Origin of the sequence: Kitasatospora sp. NPDC052868 (genome assembly GCF_044547105.1) — a bacterium.
Taxonomy (GTDB): domain Bacteria; phylum Actinomycetota; class Actinomycetes; order Streptomycetales; family Streptomycetaceae; genus Kitasatospora.
On record NZ_JBITZW010000004.1, the window covers coordinates 160,300 to 181,142 of the forward strand.

Annotated in this window: 19 protein-coding genes; 11 read left to right on the forward strand and 8 right to left on the reverse strand. The window is 74.4% G+C overall.

The window, feature by feature from the left end:
• Positions 1–166 precede the first annotated feature (166 nt).
• Together ACIGZJ_RS09305 and ACIGZJ_RS09310 are read right to left on the reverse strand one after the other, a co-directional pair.
• Positions 167–946: an alpha/beta fold hydrolase gene (locus ACIGZJ_RS09305; protein ID WP_396456646.1), complete on the reverse strand. Its 780-nt coding sequence runs from the start codon at positions 944–946 to the stop codon at positions 167–169.
• A 222-nt stretch (positions 947–1,168) separates the two neighbouring features.
• Positions 1,169–1,825, reverse strand: a complete 657-nt coding sequence (locus tag ACIGZJ_RS09310) for a TetR/AcrR family transcriptional regulator (protein ID WP_396456647.1) — start codon at positions 1,823–1,825, stop codon at positions 1,169–1,171.
• Between the two features lie 203 nt (positions 1,826–2,028).
• Here ACIGZJ_RS09310 and ACIGZJ_RS09315 point away from each other — a divergent pair, with 203 nt between their 5' ends.
• Positions 2,029–2,604, forward strand: coding sequence for a hypothetical protein (locus ACIGZJ_RS09315; protein WP_396456648.1), 576 nt, complete (start codon positions 2,029–2,031; stop codon positions 2,602–2,604).
• A gap of 600 nt (positions 2,605–3,204) precedes the next feature.
• Here the strand turns inward: ACIGZJ_RS09315 and ACIGZJ_RS09320 are convergent.
• Together ACIGZJ_RS09320 and ACIGZJ_RS09325 are read right to left on the reverse strand one after the other, a co-directional pair.
• Positions 3,205–3,855, reverse strand: a complete 651-nt coding sequence (locus ACIGZJ_RS09320) for a response regulator (protein WP_396456649.1) — start codon at positions 3,853–3,855, stop codon at positions 3,205–3,207.
• On the reverse strand, positions 3,852–5,117 hold the full coding sequence (locus ACIGZJ_RS09325; RefSeq protein WP_396456863.1) for a sensor histidine kinase: 1,266 nt from the start codon (positions 5,115–5,117) through the stop codon (positions 3,852–3,854). The genes ACIGZJ_RS09320 and ACIGZJ_RS09325 overlap by 4 nt, the downstream gene beginning before the upstream one ends.
• Before the next feature lie 390 nt (positions 5,118–5,507).
• Here ACIGZJ_RS09325 and ACIGZJ_RS09330 point away from each other — a divergent pair, with 390 nt between their 5' ends.
• The 6 genes from ACIGZJ_RS09330 (at position 5,508) to ACIGZJ_RS09355 (ending at position 10,885) form a co-directional block, all read left to right on the forward strand.
• Entirely contained in the window at positions 5,508–6,068 is a 561-nt protein-coding gene (locus ACIGZJ_RS09330) for a heme-binding protein (RefSeq protein ID WP_387947786.1), read from the forward strand.
• A gap of 189 nt (positions 6,069–6,257) precedes the next feature.
• Positions 6,258–6,674 (forward strand): PPOX class F420-dependent oxidoreductase, encoded by a 417-nt coding sequence (locus tag ACIGZJ_RS09335; RefSeq protein ID WP_396456864.1) that lies wholly within the window; start codon positions 6,258–6,260, stop codon positions 6,672–6,674.
• A gap of 43 nt (positions 6,675–6,717) precedes the next feature.
• Positions 6,718–7,140 carry a hypothetical protein gene (locus ACIGZJ_RS09340; RefSeq protein WP_387947788.1) on the forward strand — a complete coding sequence of 141 codons (423 nt, stop codon included), beginning with the start codon at positions 6,718–6,720 and terminating at the stop codon, positions 7,138–7,140.
• A gap of 123 nt (positions 7,141–7,263) precedes the next feature.
• Complete coding sequence (locus ACIGZJ_RS09345; RefSeq protein ID WP_396456650.1) at positions 7,264–7,857, forward strand: flavodoxin family protein; 594 nt, start codon at positions 7,264–7,266, stop codon at positions 7,855–7,857.
• Positions 7,858–8,211: 354 nt separating this feature from the next.
• Positions 8,212–9,471, forward strand: a complete 1,260-nt coding sequence (locus ACIGZJ_RS09350) for an LAETG motif-containing sortase-dependent surface protein (protein ID WP_396456651.1) — start codon at positions 8,212–8,214, stop codon at positions 9,469–9,471.
• Between the two features lie 187 nt (positions 9,472–9,658).
• Positions 9,659–10,885, forward strand: coding sequence for a hypothetical protein (locus ACIGZJ_RS09355; protein ID WP_396456652.1), 1,227 nt, complete (start codon positions 9,659–9,661; stop codon positions 10,883–10,885).
• A 75-nt stretch (positions 10,886–10,960) separates the two neighbouring features.
• Here the strand turns inward: ACIGZJ_RS09355 and ACIGZJ_RS09360 are convergent, their stop codons facing one another.
• Positions 10,961–11,695: an aquaporin gene (locus ACIGZJ_RS09360; protein ID WP_396456653.1), complete on the reverse strand. Its 735-nt coding sequence runs from the start codon at positions 11,693–11,695 to the stop codon at positions 10,961–10,963.
• Positions 11,696–11,891: 196 nt separating this feature from the next.
• On the opposite strand from ACIGZJ_RS09360, the gene ACIGZJ_RS09365 reads away from it, so the two are divergent.
• Positions 11,892–12,674, forward strand: coding sequence for a MerR family transcriptional regulator (locus ACIGZJ_RS09365; RefSeq protein WP_396456654.1), 783 nt, complete (start codon positions 11,892–11,894; stop codon positions 12,672–12,674).
• A 92-nt stretch (positions 12,675–12,766) separates the two neighbouring features.
• On the opposite strand, the gene ACIGZJ_RS09370 is transcribed toward ACIGZJ_RS09365, so the two are convergent.
• Positions 12,767–13,804 carry a helix-turn-helix domain-containing protein gene (locus tag ACIGZJ_RS09370; protein ID WP_396456655.1) on the reverse strand — a complete coding sequence of 346 codons (1,038 nt, stop codon included), beginning with the start codon at positions 13,802–13,804 and terminating at the stop codon, positions 12,767–12,769.
• 241 nt (positions 13,805–14,045) lie between these two features.
• Here ACIGZJ_RS09370 and ACIGZJ_RS09375 point away from each other — a divergent pair, with 241 nt between their 5' ends.
• Positions 14,046–14,723, forward strand: coding sequence for an RNA polymerase sigma factor (locus tag ACIGZJ_RS09375; RefSeq protein WP_396456656.1), 678 nt, complete (start codon positions 14,046–14,048; stop codon positions 14,721–14,723).
• Positions 14,720–16,198, forward strand: coding sequence for a hypothetical protein (locus tag ACIGZJ_RS09380; RefSeq protein ID WP_396456657.1), 1,479 nt, complete (start codon positions 14,720–14,722; stop codon positions 16,196–16,198). The genes ACIGZJ_RS09375 and ACIGZJ_RS09380 overlap by 4 nt, the downstream gene beginning before the upstream one ends.
• A gap of 100 nt (positions 16,199–16,298) precedes the next feature.
• Here ACIGZJ_RS09380 and ACIGZJ_RS09385 read toward each other — a convergent pair whose 3' ends face one another.
• Together ACIGZJ_RS09385 and ACIGZJ_RS09390 are read right to left on the reverse strand one after the other, a co-directional pair.
• On the reverse strand, positions 16,299–17,801 hold the full coding sequence (locus ACIGZJ_RS09385; RefSeq protein ID WP_396456658.1) for an aminopeptidase P family protein: 1,503 nt from the start codon (positions 17,799–17,801) through the stop codon (positions 16,299–16,301).
• A 120-nt stretch (positions 17,802–17,921) separates the two neighbouring features.
• Positions 17,922–19,361: a PP2C family protein-serine/threonine phosphatase gene (locus ACIGZJ_RS09390; protein ID WP_396456659.1), complete on the reverse strand. Its 1,440-nt coding sequence runs from the start codon at positions 19,359–19,361 to the stop codon at positions 17,922–17,924.
• A 659-nt stretch (positions 19,362–20,020) separates the two neighbouring features.
• Here ACIGZJ_RS09390 and ACIGZJ_RS09395 point away from each other — a divergent pair.
• On the forward strand, positions 20,021–20,653 hold the full coding sequence (locus ACIGZJ_RS09395) for a bifunctional DNA primase/polymerase (protein WP_396456660.1): 633 nt from the start codon (positions 20,021–20,023) through the stop codon (positions 20,651–20,653).
• The last annotated feature ends 190 nt before the right edge of the window (positions 20,654–20,843 follow it).

Consider the following 20,843-nt stretch of genomic DNA (forward strand, 5'->3'; position numbering starts at 1 on the left):
CGGGGCAGTCTCTCCCTGCAAGCTGACGCGGAGTCAATTCCTATTCCGATCGGCGTCGGTAATCGGACGTTCTGGTGCGGGTCTTGCCACGGTGCGGACAGTGTGCTCCGAGGGGGCGGCCGGGGTGTCCGCGGGGCGCTCCGGGCGCTCCGGGCCGGCCCTCGGCTCAGGCCGCCGCCAGGAAGTCGCGGACCTTGCGGCTGAAGGCCTCCGCCTGCTCGAACACCACGACGTGGCCGGTGTCGAACTCGGCGTACTCGCTGCCCCGGATGCCGGCGTGCAGCAGTCGGGCGTTCTCCACCGGGATGGTGGCGTCCTGGGCGCAGCCGATCACCAGGGTCTGGGCCTGGACGCGGGGGAGCAGTGCGCTGATGTCCAGGCTCAGGTTGAGCGCGATGTGCCGCAGGGTGCCGGGGGCCGGTCGCATGAACGCGGCGTTGGACTCGACTGCCTCGCGGCCGATCCCGTTGAGGAAGCCGCGGCTGAACGCGGTGAGCGTGGCGTAGCGGCCGAACGCGGCCTCGTCGTCGGCGATCGCCAGCCAGACGGTCATCATGTTGCGCAGGTACTCGTCGTCGGCGTTGACCCACCCGGCGGCGGCGACCAGTCGGCGGACCTGCTCGGGCCGCCGGGCCGCGGTGGCGGTGGCGACGACCGCGCCGAGCGAGAAGCCGACGAGGTCGACCGGGCCCCGGCCGGCGTCCTCGATCACCGCGTTGACCTGGGCGGCGAGGGTCTCGACGGTCAGCTCGGCGCCGTCGTCCTCGGCGCTCTCGCTGCCGGACAGCTCGGGGAGCAGCACGGTGTAGCGGTCGGTGAAGCGGTCCAGCAGGTGGTCCCACATGCCGGAGCCCGGACCGGTGCCGTGGACGAGCACCAGGGTGGCGGGGCCCTGGCCGACGACGCGGTAGGGGATGCGGGCGGTGCCGACGGTGACGTTGGGCATGGCCGAGGTCCTCTGCTTTCGGGGTGGGGTGTCCGGTCTGCTGTCGGCCCGGCGGTGCGGGCTGACAAGAAAGTAAACTACACGGTGTAGGGCATGGGATCAACTACACCGTGCAGTGCACTTTCCGGAGCGGCTCGGCGGGACATGCGTCAGGGCCGGCCCCGGCGGTGGGGTCCGGCCCTGAGGCGGCGGTCGGCGGTAGTGGTTCGGTCGTGGCGCCGATCAGCCGTAGAGGCGCAGGAACGCGCGGACCCCGGCGGTGATGCCGGAGGCCAGCTCGGCGTCCGGGATCGGGACGGCGCCGTAGAAGGTGCGGTCGGCCGCGCCGCTGAAGGTCAGCAGGGTGAACTGGGTCGCGGCCAGCCCGGCGTCCTGTTCCGCCTCGTCGAAGTGCAGCAGCCCCTGTCCGGCCAGCCGGTCGAAGTGCGCGGTGATGTCCCGGTGGGAGGCGAGCGGGCCGGCGTCCAGCCAGGCGGCGAGGACGTCGGGCGGGATGTTGCCCGCCTCGGCGCGGATGGTGCGGCCCAGCGCGTAGTGGTCGCCCGCCGCGATCACGGCCTTGGCCCGGTCGACGGCGAAGGCGGTGAGGTCGGCCTCCAGGTCGACGATCTTGTGCAGGTGCCGGTCGGCCAGGCCCGCGATGATCTCGGTGAGCTCGCCGGCGGTCTCCAGGGCGACGGAGAGGAACAGCTTCTCCTTGTCGCCGAAGTGGTTGTAGATGGTGCGCTTGGACACGCCGGCCTCGGCGGCGATCGCGTCCACGCTCGCCCGCGTGTAGCCCTCGCGGCCGAACACCGTGCTCGCCGCGCGCGCGATGGCCTGCCGCTTCTCCGGCATCCGGCGCGAGCCCGCGGGTGGCGTGGGGTTCCCTGGGGTCATCGGGCGTCTCTCCTTCGGCAAAGGTGCACTACTCGGTGCAGTTTACCCTTGGCGGTGTGGCGGGCCGCGTCGTACGGTGGGGGAGGGCGACCGGACGTGCCGTCAGATCCGGCGGAACCGTGGCGGGCGGCGGGCCGTCCAAGGGGGAAACGGAACCCCGGCCCGGACCGGTCCGGACGCCGGGACGAGTCGCGGAGGACTGTGTGCAGGTCTGGCAGCAGCACCCGGGTGAAGCGGCGGGGCCGATCGGCGTCCGGGAGGCGCCCACCGACCAGGCGGCCGCGGCGGAGCACTGCGAGCGGCTGTTGCGGGACACCATCGGCGCCGTCCGGCCGGCGCTGGCCTGGCGGTACGGGGTGCCCGGGGCGGGTGCCCGGCTGCCCGCGCCCGGAGCCGGCCCGGGCGACGGGGACGTGCACTGGTACGTGACCCGCAGCCGGCACATCACGACGATCATCTCGGCGGCCCGCCGGCGGGCGCTGCTGAGCGCGGTGGAGCAGCACTGGCGGCGGCGCGGCCGGGTCGTGGTCACGGTGGCGGCGGGACCGCCGGGGGTCAGTGCGGTCACCCGTGACGGCTACCGGCTCGCGCTGGGATTCGGCCCGTGGGGGAACGCCTGGCTGACGGCGGCCTCGCCGGGGGTCCTCCACTCGGAGCAGCTGCCGTACCCGCTGGGCACGCCCGGCGTCCCCGGCGTTTCCGGTGCCTCCGAGGAGCCGACAGCCGACGTCGCGCCGGTGCCGGAGGTGCGCTGTCCGTTCTGGACCGCGCTCGACTAGGTCCTGTCCGCCCGGCAAGATCGGCCGAACTGGGCCCAAGTCCCGTCCGGCTGCGGTGGCCCCGCGCTGTGAGGACTGCCTCCGCCTGCCGAACGGACGGATGGAAGACGGGAGATGACGCGGAGCGAGTCCCCCCGGACACGCTCCGCGTCGCCTCGTCGCACGGCCCTGGCGCGCCGCTCCCCCCGACTCCCCAGGCTCTCGCCGCCCCCCTGGCGCACCCTCCGGCGAGAGTGGTCCGCTCGGACCTCGGCGAGCCCCACCACCGGGGGCGTCGTTGATCTCACGCTAACAAACCGAGTGGTTGGTTTGTCAATGCCGAGATCCATGAAATATCCACAACTTGGCCCCAAGTGTCCGGTCGGGGCGCGGGCAGGTGACGTCCGGTCATCGGAAGGGGGCGGAAAGGCCCTTGTGTGGCCGCTGTCGTCCGTATACGTGCTGATGGGCCGTCCAGGGCCCGGGATCACCCGTTCCGGTGCTCCGGGCGGCCGGAGGTGGACGCGCCCGGCCGGATCCGCTGTCGGCGCCCGGCGTGCGGCCTCCCGGAATCCGACATTCCGCCCATCGGTCCGCTACCGAGCGGAAGTGGACGACTGCTCAGCGCAGCAGTCGGCGCTCCTTGGCGACGGCCACCGCGCCGGCCCGGGTGTCGACGCCCAACTTGTCGTAGATCCGGCCCAGATGGGTCTTCACCGTCGCCTCGCTGATGAACAGCGCGCGGGCGATCTCCCGGTTGCCGAGGCCCTGTGCCAGCTGGGCGAGGATCTCCTGCTCGCGCTCGGTGAGCTGCGGCGCGGGCGCCCGCATCTGGGCCATCACCCGGGAGGCGACCGGCGGCGAGAGCACCGTCCGGCCCTGCGCGGCGGCGTGCACCGCGGCGAACAGCTCCTCCGGCCGCTCGGCCTTCAGCAGGTAGCCGGTGGCGCCCGCACCGATCGCCCGGGTGATGTCGGCATCGGTGTCGTACGTGGTGAGCACCAGGACGTGCGGGGCGTCCGGACCGGCGGTGATCCGCCGGGTGGCCTCCACCCCGTCGATGCCCTCGCCGAGCTGGAGGTCCATCAGGACGACCTGCGGCGCCAGCCGGGCGGCCAGGGAGACGGCCTCCTCCCCGCTGCTCGCCTCGCCGACCACCTCGATGTCGCCGGCGCTGGCCAGCAGCGCCAGCAGACCGGCCCGGACGACGGCGTGGTCGTCGCAGACCAGCAGGCGCACGGGCGCGGGGGGCGTCGGGTCGGCGGCGTTCATCGGACCTCCAGGGGGATCGCGGCGGAGACGACGGTGCCCTCACCGGGGCTGCTCTCGACCGTCAGGGTGCCTCCGAGCTGGCGCAACCGGGCCCGCATCGCGGGCAGACCGTGGCCGCGCCCGTCGGCACCCGGCCTGATGGCGGCCGATCCGTCGGTGCCCGGCCCGTCGGTACCCGGTCCGTCGGTGGTCGGCCCGGTTTCGCCGACCGGGCCGAAGCCCCGCCCGTCGTCGGCGATGTCCAGCACGGCCTGGTCGCCGAGGAAGGACAGCGTCAGCGCGGCGGCCGAGGCCCCGGCGTGCTCGCGGACGTTGGCCAGCGCACCCTGGGCGATCCGCAGCAGCGCGGACTGCGCGGCGGCGGGCAGCGGCACCGGGGCGCCGTCCAGCAGGAAGCGGACCGGGAGCCCGCTCTCGGCGGACTCCCGCTCGGCGAGCGCCCGCAGGGCCTGGTCCAGGGTGCGGCCGTCGGCGAGCTCGGCCGGTGCGAGGTCGTGGACGAACCGGCGTGCCTCGGCCAGGTTCCGGGCCGACACCTCGGCGGCCGTCCGGACATGGGTGCGGGCGGTCACCGGATCGGAGTCCCAGGTGCGGTCGGCGGCCTGGAGCAGCATCTGCTGGCTGGAGAGCCCCTGGGCGAGCGTGTCGTGGATCTCCATCGCGAGCCGCTCGCGCTCGGCGAGGGTGCCCTCCCGCCGTTCGGTGGCGGCGAGTTCGCGCCGGGTGCGGACCAGGTCGGCGATCAGGACGCGCTGCCGCCCCGCCTGCCGTTCCATGTACAGGAAGACGGCGGTGGCCAGCGCCGCCACGGCGGGCGGCAGCAGCACCAGGTTGGCGTCCACCCCGCCGGGCAGCCGGATCTCACCGACCACCACCAGCAGGGTGAGCGCGGCCACCAGGGGGATCGCGGTCCGCGCGGGCAGCGTGCGCAGCGCCGTGTAGACGAGCGGGACGGCGCACCACGCGAAGCTCGGCGCGAGCAGGACGAGGACCACCCAGAGCGAGACCACCACGGCCAGCGGCCAGAGCCGGCGGCGGCGCCCGGGGGCGACCGGGCGGCGGTGCGCGAGCCAGGAGCCGACCGGCTGGGCGACGGCCAGGGCGAGGCTCAGCCCGAGGACCCAGGGGACCTGCGGGTTGTCGGCGTGGTGGGTGAGGTAGCGGCTGAGCGAGGTGGCGAGCAGCAGCAGGAAGGCGGAGTCGAGCAGGACGGCCAGCCGGCCCGCGTCGCGGTCCCCGGCGTCCTGGCCGTCGGCGGCCAGGCCGGCCGCGCTCCGGCCGTCGGCGTCCTGGCCGGTCACGCCCTGGTCGGCCGCGCCCTGGCCGGCGGCGGGTCGGGGCTGCTCCACGGGGTGCTCCTTCCTGGGGTGCCGCGTCTCCCGGCGCCGGCGGCAGCGGCGCCCGGCCGCCCGGGACGGCCGGCCGCCCGCGGTCGACGGGCCCGCCTGCGCACCGCGCCGACCTGGGCCGATCCCTCGATGGTGGCCCGTCCGGCCCCCTCGCGCATCAGCCGATCGGTTGACGCCCCTGTCGTCCATCATGCCGGTGAGCCCGCGCCGGACCGTTGATGTGTCGGGCGGGGTGCCGGCCGGAGGATCGAAGCAGAGCAGCCGGGCCCGACCAGGCCCGACCGACCCCCGAGGAGCTGGACCATGAAGAAGACCGCCGTGCGTACCCGGGTGCTGACCGGTACCGTCGCCGTCGCCGCCCTGGCCGCCGCCACCGTCGGCGCCGTCTCGGCCAGCGCCGACACCGCCGAGACCCCGGCCGCCGCCTCCGCGGTGAAGGCGGACACCCAGAACCGGAACCTCACCCAGACCACCGGCCTGACCATCGAGGCCGCCACCAAGGCCGCCCAGGCCACCCTGGACGCGGCCACCAAGGCCGGCCAGCACGTCTCGGTCGCGGTCGTCGACCGGGACGGCATCACCCGGGTCCTGCTCAAGGGCGACGGCGCCGGCCCGCAGTCGCCGGAGTCCGCCGAGCGCAAGGCGTTCACCGCCGTCTCCTGGAACGCGCCGACCTCCGAGCTGGCCAAGCGCCTGGCCCAGGCGCCGAACCTCAAGGACATCCCGGGGACCTTGTTCCTGGCCGGGGGCGCGCCGGTGCAGGCCAAGGGCGCGCCGGTCGCGGCCATCGGCGTCGCGGGTGCGCCCAGCGGCGACCTGGACGAGCAGTTCGCCCAGGCGGGCGTCGCGGCGCTCGGCAAGTAGCCGCCGGGCGGTCGGGCGCCGCCGTGCGACCGGGACGGGCCCCCGACCGTCCCGGTCGCACCCGGTTGCGCGGGGTACGAGCGGTCGCACGCGAGTGCGCGCGGTCGGGCGCGGGGCGCTGTCCGGTGCCCCGCGCGGACCGCCCTGGCGCCGGGCCGCGGCGACGGCCAGGATGGGCCCATGGCACACATGACCGAGCCCGAGTGGCGCGCGTTCCTCTCCGCCGGCACCCGTACCGCCAAGATCGCCACCACCCGGATCGACGGGCGCCCGCACGTCGCGCCGGTCTGGTTCCTGCTGGACGGCGACGAGATCGTCTTCAACACCGGCGCCGCCACCGTCAAGGGCCGCACCCTGGCCCGGGACGGCCGGGTGATGCTCTGCGTGGACGACGACCGGCCGCCGTTCTCCTACGTCCTCGTCCAGGGCACGGCCACCCTCGGCGACGACCTGCCCGAGGTCCGGGAGTGGGCGACCAGGATCGCCGCCCGCTACATGGGCGAGGAGCTGGCCGAGCAGTACGGGGAGCGCAACGGCGTCCCGGGCGAGCTCCTCGTACGGGTGAAGATTGAGAAGGTCAGCGCAGAACACGGGGTGGCTCATTGAAAAGCCGGTGCCGGTGTCAGTGGCCCGTGGCAGGCTTCCCGGTATGACGGCGTGGACCCTCAACGACATCGAACGTGCGATCCGCTCCTCCTGGGGTGTCGACACCTGTGCGCCCGAGGACCTGGCCCACTGGCGTCCCGACAATCCGGCCCGCGGCCAGTGCGGGGTGACGGCGATGGTCGTGCACGACCTGCTCGGCGGCGAGCTGATGATGGGCGAGGTGCACGTCGGCGGGGTCCGCACGGACCTGCACTGGTGGAACCGGTTCGCGACGGGCGTCGAGATCGACCTGACCCGCGAGCAGTTCGGCCCGGACGAGCTGGTCGGCCCGGGCCGCCCGGTCGCCCGCCCGCAGCGTCCCGGCCGGCTCCAGGCCCAGTACGAACTGCTGCGCGGCCGGGTGCTCGCCGAGCTGGAGGCCGGCCCCGCGCGGGCGTCCCGGCGCGCGTTCGCCCGCAGCGCGTAGGCCCTGTCCGGCCGCCGGGAACAGGCGCCGGGCCGACCGGGCTGTAGGGGCGGGGCCCGTCCCGGCCCCGGTCCGGGCCCGGCGGCCCGGATCCTCTGTCAGCACCGTTCACGGGGAGTCCGGATGTCCGACCAGCCCATAGCCGCCGCCGACGCGTCGGCCGCCGAGCCGCGCAGTTTCCTCTTCCTCAACGCCAGTTCGCGGACCAACGGGAACTCCGAGCAGCTCGCCCGGCTGGCGGCGGAGGCGAGTCTGCCCGCGGGGGCCGAACAGCGCTGGCTGCGGCTCGACGAGCTGCCGCTCGCGCCGTTCGAGGACCTCCGGCACGCCGACGGGGACGGCTACCGCGATCCCGTCGGCCATGAGCGCACCCTGCTGGACGCCACCCTCGCCGCCACCGACCTGGTGTTCGTGGCCCCGCTGTACTGGTACTCGGTGCCGGCCAGCGCCAAGCTCTACCTCGACCACTGGTCGGCCTGGCAGCGGGTGCAGGGCGCGGACTTCCGGGCCCGGATGGCCGGCGGCACCATCTGGGGCGTCACCGCCCTGGCCACCGACCGGTCCAACGCCGACCCGCTGATCGGCACCCTGCGGCTCTGTGCCGACTACCTCGGGATGCGCTGGGGCGGGGTGCTGCTGGGCAACGGGACGCGGCCGGGCGACGTGCTCGGCGACGAGGCGGCGCTGCTGGCCGCCAAGTCCTTCTTCGCGGACTGAGCCTGCGCGGGCCGACTCCCGGCAGGTGGCGCCGACGGCCGAAGTCCGTCGGTACACCGTTGATTTCACGCCACCGGAGGGTCGTGCGGCACGGCCCTCCGGACGTGTACCGGTCACTCCCGGGTTACCCGTCGGTCAGGTGCAAAAGCCCTGGCAAGTGACGGAGTTGGGCCAAACGGACATCGCGCGCGGGGGGCTTGCACACAGAGTGGCACCCGCCTTCCAAAGTGGCCGGATCGTTCGGTAGTCTCCGTCGGACTTTCAGCTTCCGCGGGGGGATCGCTGTCCGGACAGCCACGCCCCTGCCGCGTTCCCGGGCCGCGCCCGGACACTCACGTGAGGTCTCCCTTGTCCATGACCATCCGTCGCAGCCTCGCCTTCGCCGGCACCGCAGCGCTCGCCTCCTCCCTGGTGCTGGCCGGCGCGCAGGGCGCCCTGGCCGTCGGCACCACCGGTTCCCCGTCCGCCGCGGTCGCGCCGCAGGCCGACAAGTCCGCGCGCCAGGACCTCGACCTGTCCGTGCACGGCGTGCCGGACACGTTCATAGCCGGAGGCGACGCCCGCGAGTTCACGTTCAAGATCGACAACTCCACCAAGCACGACTTCGTCTTCATCCCGCTGCTCAAGTTCAAGAACCGTGAGGGCAGCCTGGAGGCGAAGGACCTCAAGGTCGAGTACCAGCTGCCCGGCGGCCAGTGGCTGACCGGCTCGGTGGCGCCCGGCGGCGGGGACTCCGACGACGACGCGGTGCTGACCCTGCTCGGCGGCGTCGGCCCGGACGGCAACGTCGCGGACGACGCCCTGCTCGGCGTGAACCGCGGCAAGAACATCGTCATCAAGGTCCGGGTCTCCTTCACCGCGGGCGCCCCGCTCGGCAAGGCCGGCGTGGTGCCGGTGGTCTTCTCCGCGCAGCTCGACGACCAGAGCCACGAGGCCGTGGACAACGGCCACTTCAGCTGCGACGGGATCCGCGGCGCGGGCTTCACCATCAAGGGCGGCGGCGGCAAGCCGAGCCCGACCTCGAAGCCCACCACCTCGAAGCCCACCACCTCGAAGCCGAGCCCGACGGCCACCCACTCGCCGAGCGCCACCACCTCGCCGAGCGCCACCGTCACCCCGACCTCGCCCACCTCGCCGACGGCGTCCACCTCCCCGTCCGCGTCCACCTCGCCCTCCGCCACGGCGACCGCGACCACCAGCACCTCGCCCTCCGCGACGGTCACCAGCAGCGCCCCGGCCTCGCCGACCGCCAGCACGGAGCCGACCGCCCCGACCACGCCGACCACCCCGGTGACCTCGGGCCCGGCGGTCTCGCCCTCGGCCTCCACCTCGCCGAGCGCGTCGGCCTCCGCCCCGGCCCCGGCCGTGAGCAGCAGCGCCGCCCAGCAGCCGATCGACTTCCCGGTGGCGGTGCCGACCGTCCCCGCGCCGAAGCTCGTCCCGGCCAGCGTCACCAAGGCGAAGGCCGCCGCCGACAACGCGGACAAGGACCTGGCCCAGACCGGTGGCGGTGACAACACCACCACCATCGCCGCCGCGGGTGCCGCGGTGCTGGCCGCCGGTGTCGGCACCCTCGTGGTGCTGCGTCGCCGCAAGTCCGCCCAGCACGGCTGAGCCCGGAGCACCAACGCCCCGGAGCGCCAAAGCCGGAGCAGTAGCGCCCCGGAGCAGTAGCGCTTAGCGCCGTCACGCGCCCCCCGGAGGTCCGGTCACCGGACCTCCGGGGGGCGCGTCGCGTTCTCCCCGATCGCTTAGGATGACCGGCCGGAGGGGGGCGGAACGGCCGGGAAGAGGCGCACAGGTGCGGGGAGCACGTTCGGCACGGGGTACGACCGACTACGGGGCCGCCACGGGGCGGATCGCGGGCACCCCGATCCGCAGACACCACGTGCTGCTGGTCGCCTGGACGGTGCTCTGGTTCCTGCTGGTCGAGCCCAGCGGCGGCTTCTCCTGGCACTATCTGCGCCAGGGCGAGGAACTGCTGTTCAGCGGTCAGTCCGACGGCGGGCTCTCGCTCTACGCCCACCACCCCGAGCTGCAGATCGGCCCGATCAGCCTGGCCGCCGCCCGGCTGTTCGACCCCTTCCCCGCCCACACCGGCCAGATCCTGGCCGAGGCGACGATGTCCGGTCTCGGCCTGGTGATGCTGGTCCTGGTCGGCCGCACCGCCGCCTGGTACTACCTGGGCACCGGGACCAACCACCGCCGGCTCCAACAGCGGCTGCTGGTCGCCGGGCTGGCGTTCATCCCGATGTGGGTGGAGGTCTCGGTCCGCTTCGCGCACCTGGACGACGTGCTGGCGCTGTTCTTCACCACCCTCGCCGCCCACGCGCTCAGCCGGGGCCGGTCCACCATGGTGGCCGTCCACCTGGCGCTGGCGGTGGACTCCAAGCCCTGGGCGCTGGCCTTCGCCCCGCTGATCCTCGCGCTGCCCCGGCCGGCCTGGCTGCGTACCGCGCTCTGGTTCGCGGGGCTGGTGGCCGTCGCCTGGCTGCCGTTCTACCTGGGCAACCTGGACACCATGGCCGCCGCCAAGTTCACCATCCCCAACCAGCCGGCCTCCGCGCTGCGCTGGTTCGGGGTCACCGACCCGGCCACGCCGTGGTGGGACCGCCCGACCCAGTTCGCGCTGGGCCTGGGACTGGGCAGTCTGGCGGTGTGGCGCGGCCGCTGGCCCGCCGTCGTGCTGCTGGGCGCCGACGCCCGGATCCTGCTCGACCCCAGCGTCTACACCTACTACTCCGCCTCGATCCTGCTCGGCACGCTGCTCTGGGACGCGGTCGGCCAGAAGCGGCTGGTGCCGTGGTGGAGCTGGATCGCGCTGGCCACGCTCTACGGCGGCACGCTGCTGATCCCGTCCGACTCGGCGCGGGGCTTCCTCCGGCTCGCGTTCGTGGCCGTCTCGGCGGCGTACGTGCTGCTCTGGCCCACCAAACGGCCGCGGCGCCCGGGCGCCGGAGCGGGCGGCGGCGCCCACGGCCGGACCTCCCGCCGCCGCGAACGCCCCCTGGTCGGCGCGGGCGCTTAGGGCCTGCCCTTGTCCGGTCGCCCCCTGGTCGGCGCGGGCGCCTAAACCCTGCCCTGTCCCGCCGGCGACCCCCCGCTACCCCGCCACCAGGTCCCGGGCGTCGTCCGGCACCGCCGGCTTCCGGGCGGACCGGCCGAACAACAGGGCCACCAGGGCCAGTCCGACCACCGCGCCGACCAGCTGGGCCAGCAGGAAGCCCGGGACGGAGCCGGGCGCGATCCCGGTGTAGCTGTCGGTCAGGGAGCGCCCGAGCGTCACCGCCGGATTGGCGAAGCTGCCCGAGGAGGTGGCCCAGCAGGCGGCGCCGATCCACAGCCCCACCGCCGCCGGCACCAGCCGCCCGCGCCCGCCGCCCGCCAGGCCGAACACCACCAGCAGCAGGACCCCGGTGGCCACCGCCTCGGCGAGCCAGAGCGCGGCGCCGTCCCGCGCCTGCCCGGAGGGCTCGACGAGGGACCGCTCGAACATCGCGTTGGCCAGCCCCGTCCCGGCGACCGCGCCCGCCAGCTGCGCGCCCGCGTACCCGCCCAGCTCGCGCAGCGTCAGACCGTCGCCGGACCGCCGCCCGGTCCACCAGTCGGCGGCCGACACCAGCGGGTTGAGGTGCCCGCCGGAGACCGGTCCGAACAGCTCGATCAGCACGACCAGGGCCAGCGCGGACGCCCCGACGTTGGCGAGGAACCGCACCCCGCCGTCCGGGCTGAGCGCGCTCGCCCGGATGCCCGAGCCCACCACCACGGCGGCCAGCGCCGCGGTGCCGACCGCCTCCGCGGCCAGCCGACGGATCAGGGGCACAGAGGTCGTGGTCATAGCCGACATGGTCCCGGCCGCCGCCCGGGCCCGGCAATTGGCGGCTTCGTCCAACCCGGAGCCGCCCGGCGCACGCCCGCTCGGAGACTCGCACGGGACTGCGCACCCCTGCGGCCGCCGGGGCCGGTGAAACTGGGCTTGACCCTCACGCAACGGGAGGCGGGAGAGTCGTGGTCAGCAAGAAGGGAGCGACCGAATGAGCATCAGCGGCGGCTACTCGGTCGGTGAGGTGGCGAAGACCGCCAAGGTCACCGTCCGGGCCCTGCACCACTACGACGAGATCGGACTGCTGTCCCCCCGGGGCCGCACCCCGGCCGGCTACCGCCGGTACCAGGACGCCGATCTCGACCGGCTGCAGCGGATCCTGTTCTACCGCGAGCTCGGGTTCCCCCTGGAGGAGATCGCGGCCGTCCTGGACGACGACTCGGTGAGCCCGAGCGAACACCTGCGGCGCCAGCACCGTCTGCTGAGCGACCGGATCAGGCACCTCCAGGACCTGGCCGCGGCCGTCGAACACGCCATGGAGGCACAGAAGATGGGTATCAGGCTGACCCCGGAGGAGAAGTTCGAGATCTTCGGCGAGTCCTACCGCGAGGAGTGGGAGGGCGAGGCCGAGCGGCGCTGGGGCGACACCGAGGCCTGGGCGCAGTCCCAGAGCCGGACCAGCGGCTACGACAAGGCCGACTGGCAGCGGGTCAAGGCCGAGATGGACGAGCTCAACGCGCGTCTGGTCGAGGCCCACACCGCCGGTCGGCCCGCCGACGGTGCCGAGGCCATGGACCTCGCCGAGGCCCACCGCCGGCACATCACCGACAACTTCTACGACTGCACCTTCGAGATCCACCGCGGTATCGCACAGATGTACATCGCCGATCCGCGTTTCACCGCCACCTACGAGCAGCTCGCCCCGGGCCTGGCCCAGTGGCTGCACGACGCCATCCTCGCCAACGCGGACCACCGCACCGGCGGGCAGGCCTGACGGCACGGCCCGGGTCGGCACCCCCGTACGGGGGCGCCGACCCGGGCCGCGCCGCTTCCGGACGAAGTCCCGGGCCGGGCCGTGCGGACGGCCTACGCCACCCCGCGGCCGAAGCTGCGCCGGTAGGCCGTCGGGGAGGTGCGCATCACCCGGCCGAAGTGGTGGCGGAAGGTCGCGGCGCTCTCGAAGCCGACGGCGCAGGCCACCTCCTCCACCGTGCCGCCCGGGGCTTCGAGCAGCGGCAGGCTGGCCGCGACCCGCTGGGTGACGACCCAGCGCATCGGGCTGGTCCCGTTGCGGGCGGTGAAGTGGCGCAGGTAGGAGCGGTCGGACATCTGGGCGGCCCGGGCCAGCAGCGAGATGGTCAGCGGGGCGGACAGGTGGTCCATCGCCCACTGCATGCTGCGGGCGATGCCGTCGTCCTCCTCCTCGACCGGGCGGACCGCCGCCTCGATGAACTGGGCCTGGCCGCCGTCCCGGTGCGGCGGCACCACGAAGCGCCGGGCGACGCTGTTGGCCACCCTGGCGCCGTGGTCCCGGCGGACCAGGTACAGGCAGAGGTCGATGCCGGCCGCGCTGCCGGCACTGGTCAGGACGTCCCCGCTGTCCACGTACAGCACGTCCGGGTTGACCCGCACCGAGGGGTGGCGCTGCCGGAGCAGGTCGGCGTACCGCCAGTGGGTGGTGGCCTCGCGGCCGTCGAGCAGGCCGGCGGCGGCCAGCGCGAAGGCGCCGGAGCAGATCGAGACGATCCGGGCGCCGCGCTCGTGCGCGGTGCGCAGGGCGGCGACCAGACCGGGGGAGACCTCGCCGCCGAAGGCGTTCGGTACGCCGGGGACCACCACGGTGTCGGCGGCGGCGAGTTCGTCCAGGCCGTGCCGGGCGGTCAGTTCGAAGCCGCCGACCGAGGACAGCGGGGTGCCGGGCCGGTCGGCGCAGACCTTCAGCCCGTACCAGGGCGCGGCCAGCAGTCCGCTCAGCTCCGGCCGGGCCAGCCCGAAGACCTCGACCACCACGCCGAGTTCGAAGGGGGTCATGCCGTCGAACGCGTACACGGCGACGTCGTGGACCGGCTCCGGGCGGCGCCCGATCGTGACGGCCACCGGCCCGGACGTCTGCTGGTCGGCCATGAGGTCCCCTCGCGGGCTGGGTGGCGGCTGGCGGAATGCCGGTGAGTGTAGCCGTTCCGGCCATCGCCGGTTTCTTCGAATCCACCTGCAACCCCGGGGCGCCCCGAACGTCCATAAGCAAGGGGGGTGGGGCAGTCGGGAGACCTGTACTGACATGATTCCCGCTGATCACGACCTTGATCACTTGTCCTGACGGGCCCGGTTCGCAGCGGGTGCCGTCCCGGGGGAAAGCAGAACGTACATGTCCATGGCCATCGGGCCGGTTGTGGGACCTGCGAGGGGGCGCGGCTTCTCCCTCGCGGGGCTGCTCGGGTTGCTGTTCGGCGCGCAGGAGGCCGGCGAGGTGGTCGCCGGCCGGGGTTCGGAACACGAGGCGGCGCAGCGCCGCTCGGGGTTCCGGCTGCTTCGCGGCGGGCGCAAGCCCGTCGAGGAACGGCCCACCCTGACGGACCTCTACCATGCGCACCGGCTCGGCCTGGTCCGGATGGCGGTCCTGCTGGTCGACCACCAGGACCTGGCCGAGGACGTCGTGCAGGAGGCGTTCACCCAGCTCTACCAGCGGCACGGGGAGAACCTCGACGACCTGGACAACGCGCTCGGGTACCTGCGGACCTCGGTGGTCAACGGCGCCCGGTCGATGCTGCGCCGGCGCAAGACCGCCCGCGAGTACGTGCCGCCGCACGAGGCCGACGCACCGTCGGCCGAGGACCACGCCGTACTCAACGACGAGCACCGGCGCGTCCTGGTCGCCATGCAGGAGCTGACGTCCCGCCAGCGCGAGGTGCTGGTACTGCGTTACTGGTCCGACATGTCGGAGGCGCAGATAGCCGAGACCCTGGGACTGTCCCGGGGTGCCGTGAAGTCCACCGCCAGCCGGGCTCTGGACGCTCTGGAAAAGCACCTGGAGAAGGTTCGATGACCGACAAGCTTCCCCGCCGCAACGGCGGCGACGGCGCCGGGTCGGGCGAGTCCCCGATGGAACAGCTGCTCCGCGAGGCGATGAGCGCCCGGGCCTCGTCGATCACCGCGCACGACCTGCGCCCGGCCGAACCGCCGAACCGCCGGGTGCGCAGGCTGCGGCCGGTGTACCTGGCGGCCGTGCCGATGTTCGCCCTGGCCGCCGCGCTGGCGTTCGGGCTGCTCAACTTCCGCGCCGACACCGTGGCCGACCAGGACCGCTCGCCGAACCCGGCCGCGACCCTGAGCGCCAGCCCGAGCCCGACCGCCGAGCCGACCCCCGGCCCGACCGCGAGCCCGACGGCCGAGCCGACGGTGGGCCCGAGCCCGACCGCCGGCCCCACCGCCGCCACGACCGGGGACCCGGGGGCGCTCGTGGCCCCGACGTCCTCCGGGAGTACCAGCCCGACCGCGTCCTCCTCCACCACCCCGCCGCTCTCGCCCGCGACCCCGCACACCTTCCGCGGGGTGAAGTTCCAGATCCCGGCCGGCTGGCGGCTCGCAGCGGACGACGCGCCGGGCCGCAACGCGATCTGCCTGCTGGCCCCCGGAGCGCCGCAGTCGGCGAAGTTCGCCGACTGCGCGCCGTACGGCGCCCAGCTGACCTCCTACAACACGGCGGAGGAGGTGGAGCACGGCAACTGGCCCTCGATCGGGGCCCTCGACTCGGACTCCGGCTGGGGCTCCCAGCCGTACTGCCCGGTCTGGGGCAACCCGCACACGGTCGGCGCCGCCGACCAGCTGAAGGCCGTCGGCACCCCGGTGCGCACCAGGGACATCGTGGCCGGCCGGGCCGTCCGCAAGACCCAGTGGCAGGTCTCCTGCAACGCCAAGGAGAACTTCACCGCACAGCTCTGGGGCCTGCCGAACGACCAGGTCTTCCTCTCCGCGGTCGGGCTCAAGCCCGAGCTCCAGGCAGGCCTGGTGTCGATCCTGGACACCATGGACCTGAGCAGCCGCCAGGCGCCGGTGCTGAAGCCGAACCAGAGCGACATCGCCATCACCTTCGAGGGCCTGACCACGGGCCAGCAGGTCGTGAACAACGGCCCGGCGGTGTCCTTCTCCGTGACGTTCAAGAACAGCAGCCAGAGCACCTACGCCTCGGTGCAGCCGCTGGTCTTCACCGAGGAGTACGCGGGTACGCCCGCCGACGTGGTGCCGATCAACGAAGGCAGGCTGGAGCGTCTGGACGGCACCGTCTGGAAGCCCCTGCCGATCGCGCCGGGCGGTGGCATGGACTACGCGGCGCTGGGCAAGGACGCCTTGTTCCCGCTGGCGCCGGGCCAGAGCAGGACGGTCAAGTACCGGATGACGCTGGCGGGCGCGAACGGGGCCGGGGTCATGCCGGTCACGGCCCAGGCGACGCTGCCCTACGACGGCACCAAGGAGCTGGTGGTGATCGGCGAGCGCAGCACCCCGGTGCGGGTCACCAAGTAGCGCGGCGGATCCGCTCGCGCATGCTGCCGCGGGCCCGGCCCCCTCTCCAGGAGGGGGACCGGGCCCGTTCGGCTGCTCCGGAACAAGCCTTGGTCCGGGCTCAGGCGAGCGAGGCCATCCAGGCCTCGACGTCCTCCGCGCGGCGCGGCAGGCCGGCCGAGAGGTTCTCGTTGCCGTCGGCGGTCACCAGGATGTCGTCCTCGATCCGGACGCCGATGCCGCGGTACTCCTCGGGCACGGTCAGGTCGTCCTGCTGGAAGTACAGGCCGGGCTCGACGGTGAGCACCATGCCGGGGACCAGCAGGGCGTCGACGTGCTCCTCGGTGCGGGAGTGGGCGCAGTCGTGGACGTCCAGGCCGAGCATGTGGCCGGTGCCGTGCAGGGTCCAGCGGCGCTGGAGGCCCAGCTCCAGGACCTTCTCCACGTCGTACGCCGAGGCGTCCAGCAGGCCCCAGGCGAGCAGGTGCTCGGTGAGGACGCGCTGCGAGGCCTCGTGGAAGTCGCGGAACCGGGCGCCCGGCCGCACCGCCGCGATGCCGGCCTCCTGGGACTCGTACACGGCCTGGTAGATCCTGCGCTGCAGGTCGTTGAACCGGCCGTCGATCGGCAGGGTGCGGGTGACGTCGGCGGTGTAGAGGGAGTGCGTCTCCACGCCGGCGTCCAGCAGCAGCAGCTCGCCGGGGCGGACGTCGCCGTCGTTGCGCACCCAGTGCAGGGTGGTGGCGTGCGGGCCGGCGGCGGCGATGGAGCCGTAGCCGACGTCGTTGCCCTCGACCCGGGCGCGGCGCCAGAAGGTGCCCTCGATCCAGCGCTCGGACGTGGCGACGGCCTGCCCCAGCTCGCGGACCACGTCCGTGAAGCCCTTGACGGTGGCGGCGCAGGCGGCGCGCATCTCGCCGATCTCCCACTCGTCCTTGACCAGCCGCAGGCCGCTCAGGAACTCCTTCAGCTCGGCGTCCCGGTCCGCGTCGAGGACGTCCGCGAGGGCGCCCTCCAGACCGGCGTCGTAGCCGCGCACGATCCGGGTCGGCGCACCGCCGGACGCGGCCAGCGCGGCCAGCTCCTCGGCGGCCTTGCGGACGTCCCGGGCGGGCAGGCCGAGCAGCAGCTCGGACTCGGCCAGGCTGTGCCGGCGGCCGACCCACAGCTCGCCGTAGCCGTCCAGCCAGAACTCGCCGTTCTCGCGGTTGGAGCGGGGCAGCAGGTAGAGGCCGAAGCTGTGGCCGCTGTCGCCGGTGGGCTCCGCGACCAGCACCGCGTCCTCGGTCTGGTCGCCGGTGAGGTGCACGTACTCGCTGGCGGCACGGAAGTCGTAGTCGGTGTCGTTGCAGCGCACCCGCAGGTTGCCGGCCGGGACCACCAGGCGCTCGCCGGGGAAGGCGGCGGAGAGCCTGGCACGGCGCTCGGCGGTGTACGGGGCCTGGGCGATGGGCTCGAGACCGCGCAGCTCGGTGTCGGCCCAGCCGGACTTCATCGAGGCGGCGAGTTCCTCGGAGACCTCGGAGTAGAGGCCGTTCCTGCGGCCGCCCCTGAACTTCGGTTCCTCGTCGCCCCCGGCCGCCTCGGGGTTCTCGGCCACCGCCGGGCTACGGTCCTCGGTCACGTACGTCGCCTCCTTGCGAGTCTTGCCGCCCCGGACGCGTCGGATCGCGACGCGCGTGGGCGGCCGTGCGTCCATGGTACGGACGCCCGGCCGCCGACCCCTGCGGGGTCATGACAGCGGCTACTCGAAGCGGGCGGCGAGCACCGTCAGGTCGTCGGTGGCCGGGCCGGTGCCGCGGTCCGGGCAGACGGCCAGCAGGTGGGCGCAGAGCCGGTCCGGGTCGATCCGCACGTCGCGCGGGGCGTCGGCGGCGGCCCGGCGCAGGTTGGCCTGCCCGGCGTGCAGGGTCGGGCCGCAGCGGCGGGCCAGGCCCTCGGTGTAGAGCAGCAGGGTGTCGCCGCGCCCGGCGGTCAGCTCGACTCCCGGGGCCTCCCAGCAGGACAGCATGCCGAGCGGCGCGGAGAGCGAGGTCTCCACGAACTCGGCGCCGTACCGGCCGACCAGCACCGGCGGGCAGTGCCCGGCCCCGGCCAGGGTGATCCGGCGCTCCTCCGGCTCCACCCAGGCGTAGACGGCGGTGGCGCTGCGGGCCGGCTCGGTGGTCTTCAGCAGCAGCTCCAGGTCGCCGAGGACGGAGACCGGGTCCTCGCCCTCCAGGACGGCGTAGGCGCGCAGCGCCGCCCGGACCCGGCCCATCGCGGCGGCCGCGCCCGGGGCACTGCCGGGGCCGGCGCCCGGGCCGTCCCCGGAGACGCTGCCGACGGTCAGCCCGACCGTGCCGTCCGGCAGCGGGATGGCGTCGTACCAGTCGCTGCCGACCGAGTCGTCCAGACCGGCCGGGTCGAGCCGGGCGGCCAGCCGCAGCCCGGCGAGCTGCGGGAGCCGGTCCGGCAGCAGGCCGCGGCGCAGCGCCTCGGTGGTGCGCCGGACCTTCTCCGCGTCCAGCTGCTTGGCCAGCAGGGGCGCGGCGACCCCGCAGTACCGGCGGGCCAGCTCGCGCTGGCGCTCGGTGGGCTCGGCGGGTTCGTCGTAGAACCAGAGGGCGGCGGCCAGCGGCCCGTCCTCCTCGGTGGCGAGCGGCAGGCCGTAGCAGCCGCCGAGGCCGAGGTGCCCGGCCAGCTCGCGCAGCCGGGTGCCGATGGCGGGGTCGTCGGCGAGGTCGCGGGACTGCAGCTGGACGGGCCGGTCGTGCTCGCGCAGCAGCCTGGCGACCAGGCTCTGCTCCGGGGGCACCGTCTCCAGCGCGCCGAGGCTGGCGCGGTCCAGGCCGAGGCCGATCGGCTGGCTGGGCCCGCCGCCGGGCAGCGCGGTGACCAGCAGCGCCCGGCGGGCCCCGAGCAGCGCGGAGCCGGACGCCAGGACGGTGTCCAGGGCGGCCGCGAGCCCGCGGGTGCGGGCGAGCTGTTCGGTGTGCGCGTACAGGCTGGTGAAATCGGACAGCCGTCCGGCCAAACGGTCCTGCACCCCGGCCGGGGGTGCACTGCGGCCGTCGGGGTGCTGCTCCTCGCCGGGGCCGGAGGCCGGGCCGGGGAAGCCCGGCGGGTCCAGCACCGAGAGCCCGCTGGAGGAACCGCTCTCGGCCGGATCCGAGGGCGTCGACGATGGGTGGGACTCGGTCATGCCGCCACTCCTGACGCGGTGGTACGGGTCATGCGGAACCCCCCGGGTACGGCCGATCGGAGCGAGCGCGGCCGAACGGCGTGTTTCGCCTGGATTCGCTACTACTCGTCATTGATCGTCAGCAATGCCACCACTTCTACACAGGCCATTCGGGGCATGTCCAGATCCGAGACGGCGCTGGTGGCCGGTTCCGCCTCCCTCCGGAACCCGTCGGGGGCGCGCCCGGGGGCCGCGCACGCCCCGGCCGACGGCGGGGGCATGGAGCGGCCGAGAACGGGCAGAACCGTGAGGACGGGTCCGGCGGCCGCCCGGATCGTATGCTTTCGCCGCTCCTCGGCCGGGCTGGCCGGAAGTCACTCACTCGTACGGTGGAACCAATCGCGCCCGGGCGGCGTCCATCCGGTCGCATGCGGGATTCTCGTCCCAGGGCTGTTCTGATCTGCGGTCCTTTTCATGTCGTGCACCACACCGTGCTCCATGTTCGCCATGCCCGCCATGCCCCGCGATGCCTGTCACGCCCGCCATGTCCGTCATGCCTCGCCATGCCTGTCACGGCGTCCGCCATGCCCGTGCCTCCCCTGCGGCCCGCGCGGCGTTTCCCCCGCGGTGCGCCGGTGGGCCCGGAGCGACCCGAGCGGTCACGGAAAGGAACGAGCGCCATGCGTGAGAACCCGAAGGGCCGATCGACGGCCCGGGCCGCCCGGCTGGCTGCGGCCCTGGCCGCCGCCGTCGACCATCGCTGGCCCGTGGTCCCCGGCGCGCTGCTGAGAGCCGACGGCTGCTCCTGCGGCGACCCGGACTGCCCCGTCCCCGGCGCCCACCCGTACGACCCGCCGCTGCTCGCGGCGACCACCGACGCCCGGATGGTCCGCTGGTGGTGGGAGCGGCAGAGCCCGGACGCGCCGGTCCTGGCGGCCACCGGCGGGGCCGTCTCGGCGGTCAGCCTGCCCGCGGCGGCCGGCGCCCGGGCGATCGCCTACCTGGGCGCGCTGCGGCTGCCGCTCGGACCGGTGCTGGCGCTGCCGGGCCGCTACGCCCTGCTGGTCGCCCCCTACTCACTGGATGCGCTCGGCGAGATGCTCTCCCAACAGCCTTGGGTGCCGGGCTCGTTGCGCTATCACGGACAGGGCGGCTTCCTGCCGCTGCCGCCCGGCGGCTCCGGCGCCCGGGTGCGCTGGGTGCTGGCGCCGCGCCCGGCGGCGGACGGCGGGGTGTGGCTGCCCCAGGTCGGGCCGCTGCTGGGTGAGTTGGTCGAGGCGACGGTGCAACTGGACGGCGGCCGCTCGTACTGATCCCGCGGTTCGATTCCGACGAACGTCCCGGGCAGCCGGCCCGGGGCGTTCGCCGGTATTGATCGCGGCGCTGTTGATCGCGGCGGTGTTGATCGCGGCGCTGTTGATCGGGCCGGGCGCCTGGCTGTCGGTCAAGCCGGTGACCGGGTCCGTGATCGGGCCACCGATCGGGCCGCCGATCCGGCCGGTC

Bases quoted from the DNA above. Each gene is read 5' to 3' on its own strand.
- ACIGZJ_RS09305 (WP_396456646.1), bottom strand. From the start codon at position 946: ATGCCCAACGTCACCGTCGGCACCGCCCGCATCCCCTACCGCGTCGTC.
- ACIGZJ_RS09310 (WP_396456647.1), bottom strand. From the start codon at position 1,825: ATGACCCCAGGGAACCCCACGCCACCCGCGGGCTCGCGCCGGATGCCG.
- ACIGZJ_RS09320 (WP_396456649.1), bottom strand. From the start codon at position 3,855: ATGAACGCCGCCGACCCGACGCCCCCCGCGCCCGTGCGCCTGCTGGTC.
- ACIGZJ_RS09330 (WP_387947786.1), top strand. From the start codon at position 5,508: ATGAAGAAGACCGCCGTGCGTACCCGGGTGCTGACCGGTACCGTCGCC.
- ACIGZJ_RS09335 (WP_396456864.1), top strand. From the start codon at position 6,258: ATGACCGAGCCCGAGTGGCGCGCGTTCCTCTCCGCCGGCACCCGTACC.
- ACIGZJ_RS09340 (WP_387947788.1), top strand. From the start codon at position 6,718: ATGACGGCGTGGACCCTCAACGACATCGAACGTGCGATCCGCTCCTCC.
- ACIGZJ_RS09345 (WP_396456650.1), top strand. From the start codon at position 7,264: ATGTCCGACCAGCCCATAGCCGCCGCCGACGCGTCGGCCGCCGAGCCG.
- ACIGZJ_RS09350 (WP_396456651.1), top strand. From the start codon at position 8,212: ATGACCATCCGTCGCAGCCTCGCCTTCGCCGGCACCGCAGCGCTCGCC.
- ACIGZJ_RS09360 (WP_396456653.1), bottom strand. From the start codon at position 11,695: ATGACCACGACCTCTGTGCCCCTGATCCGTCGGCTGGCCGCGGAGGCG.
- ACIGZJ_RS09365 (WP_396456654.1), top strand. From the start codon at position 11,892: ATGAGCATCAGCGGCGGCTACTCGGTCGGTGAGGTGGCGAAGACCGCC.
- ACIGZJ_RS09370 (WP_396456655.1), bottom strand. From the start codon at position 13,804: ATGGCCGACCAGCAGACGTCCGGGCCGGTGGCCGTCACGATCGGGCGC.
- ACIGZJ_RS09375 (WP_396456656.1), top strand. From the start codon at position 14,046: ATGTCCATGGCCATCGGGCCGGTTGTGGGACCTGCGAGGGGGCGCGGC.
- ACIGZJ_RS09380 (WP_396456657.1), top strand. From the start codon at position 14,720: ATGACCGACAAGCTTCCCCGCCGCAACGGCGGCGACGGCGCCGGGTCG.
- ACIGZJ_RS09390 (WP_396456659.1), bottom strand. From the start codon at position 19,361: ATGACCGAGTCCCACCCATCGTCGACGCCCTCGGATCCGGCCGAGAGC.
- ACIGZJ_RS09395 (WP_396456660.1), top strand. From the start codon at position 20,021: ATGCGTGAGAACCCGAAGGGCCGATCGACGGCCCGGGCCGCCCGGCTG.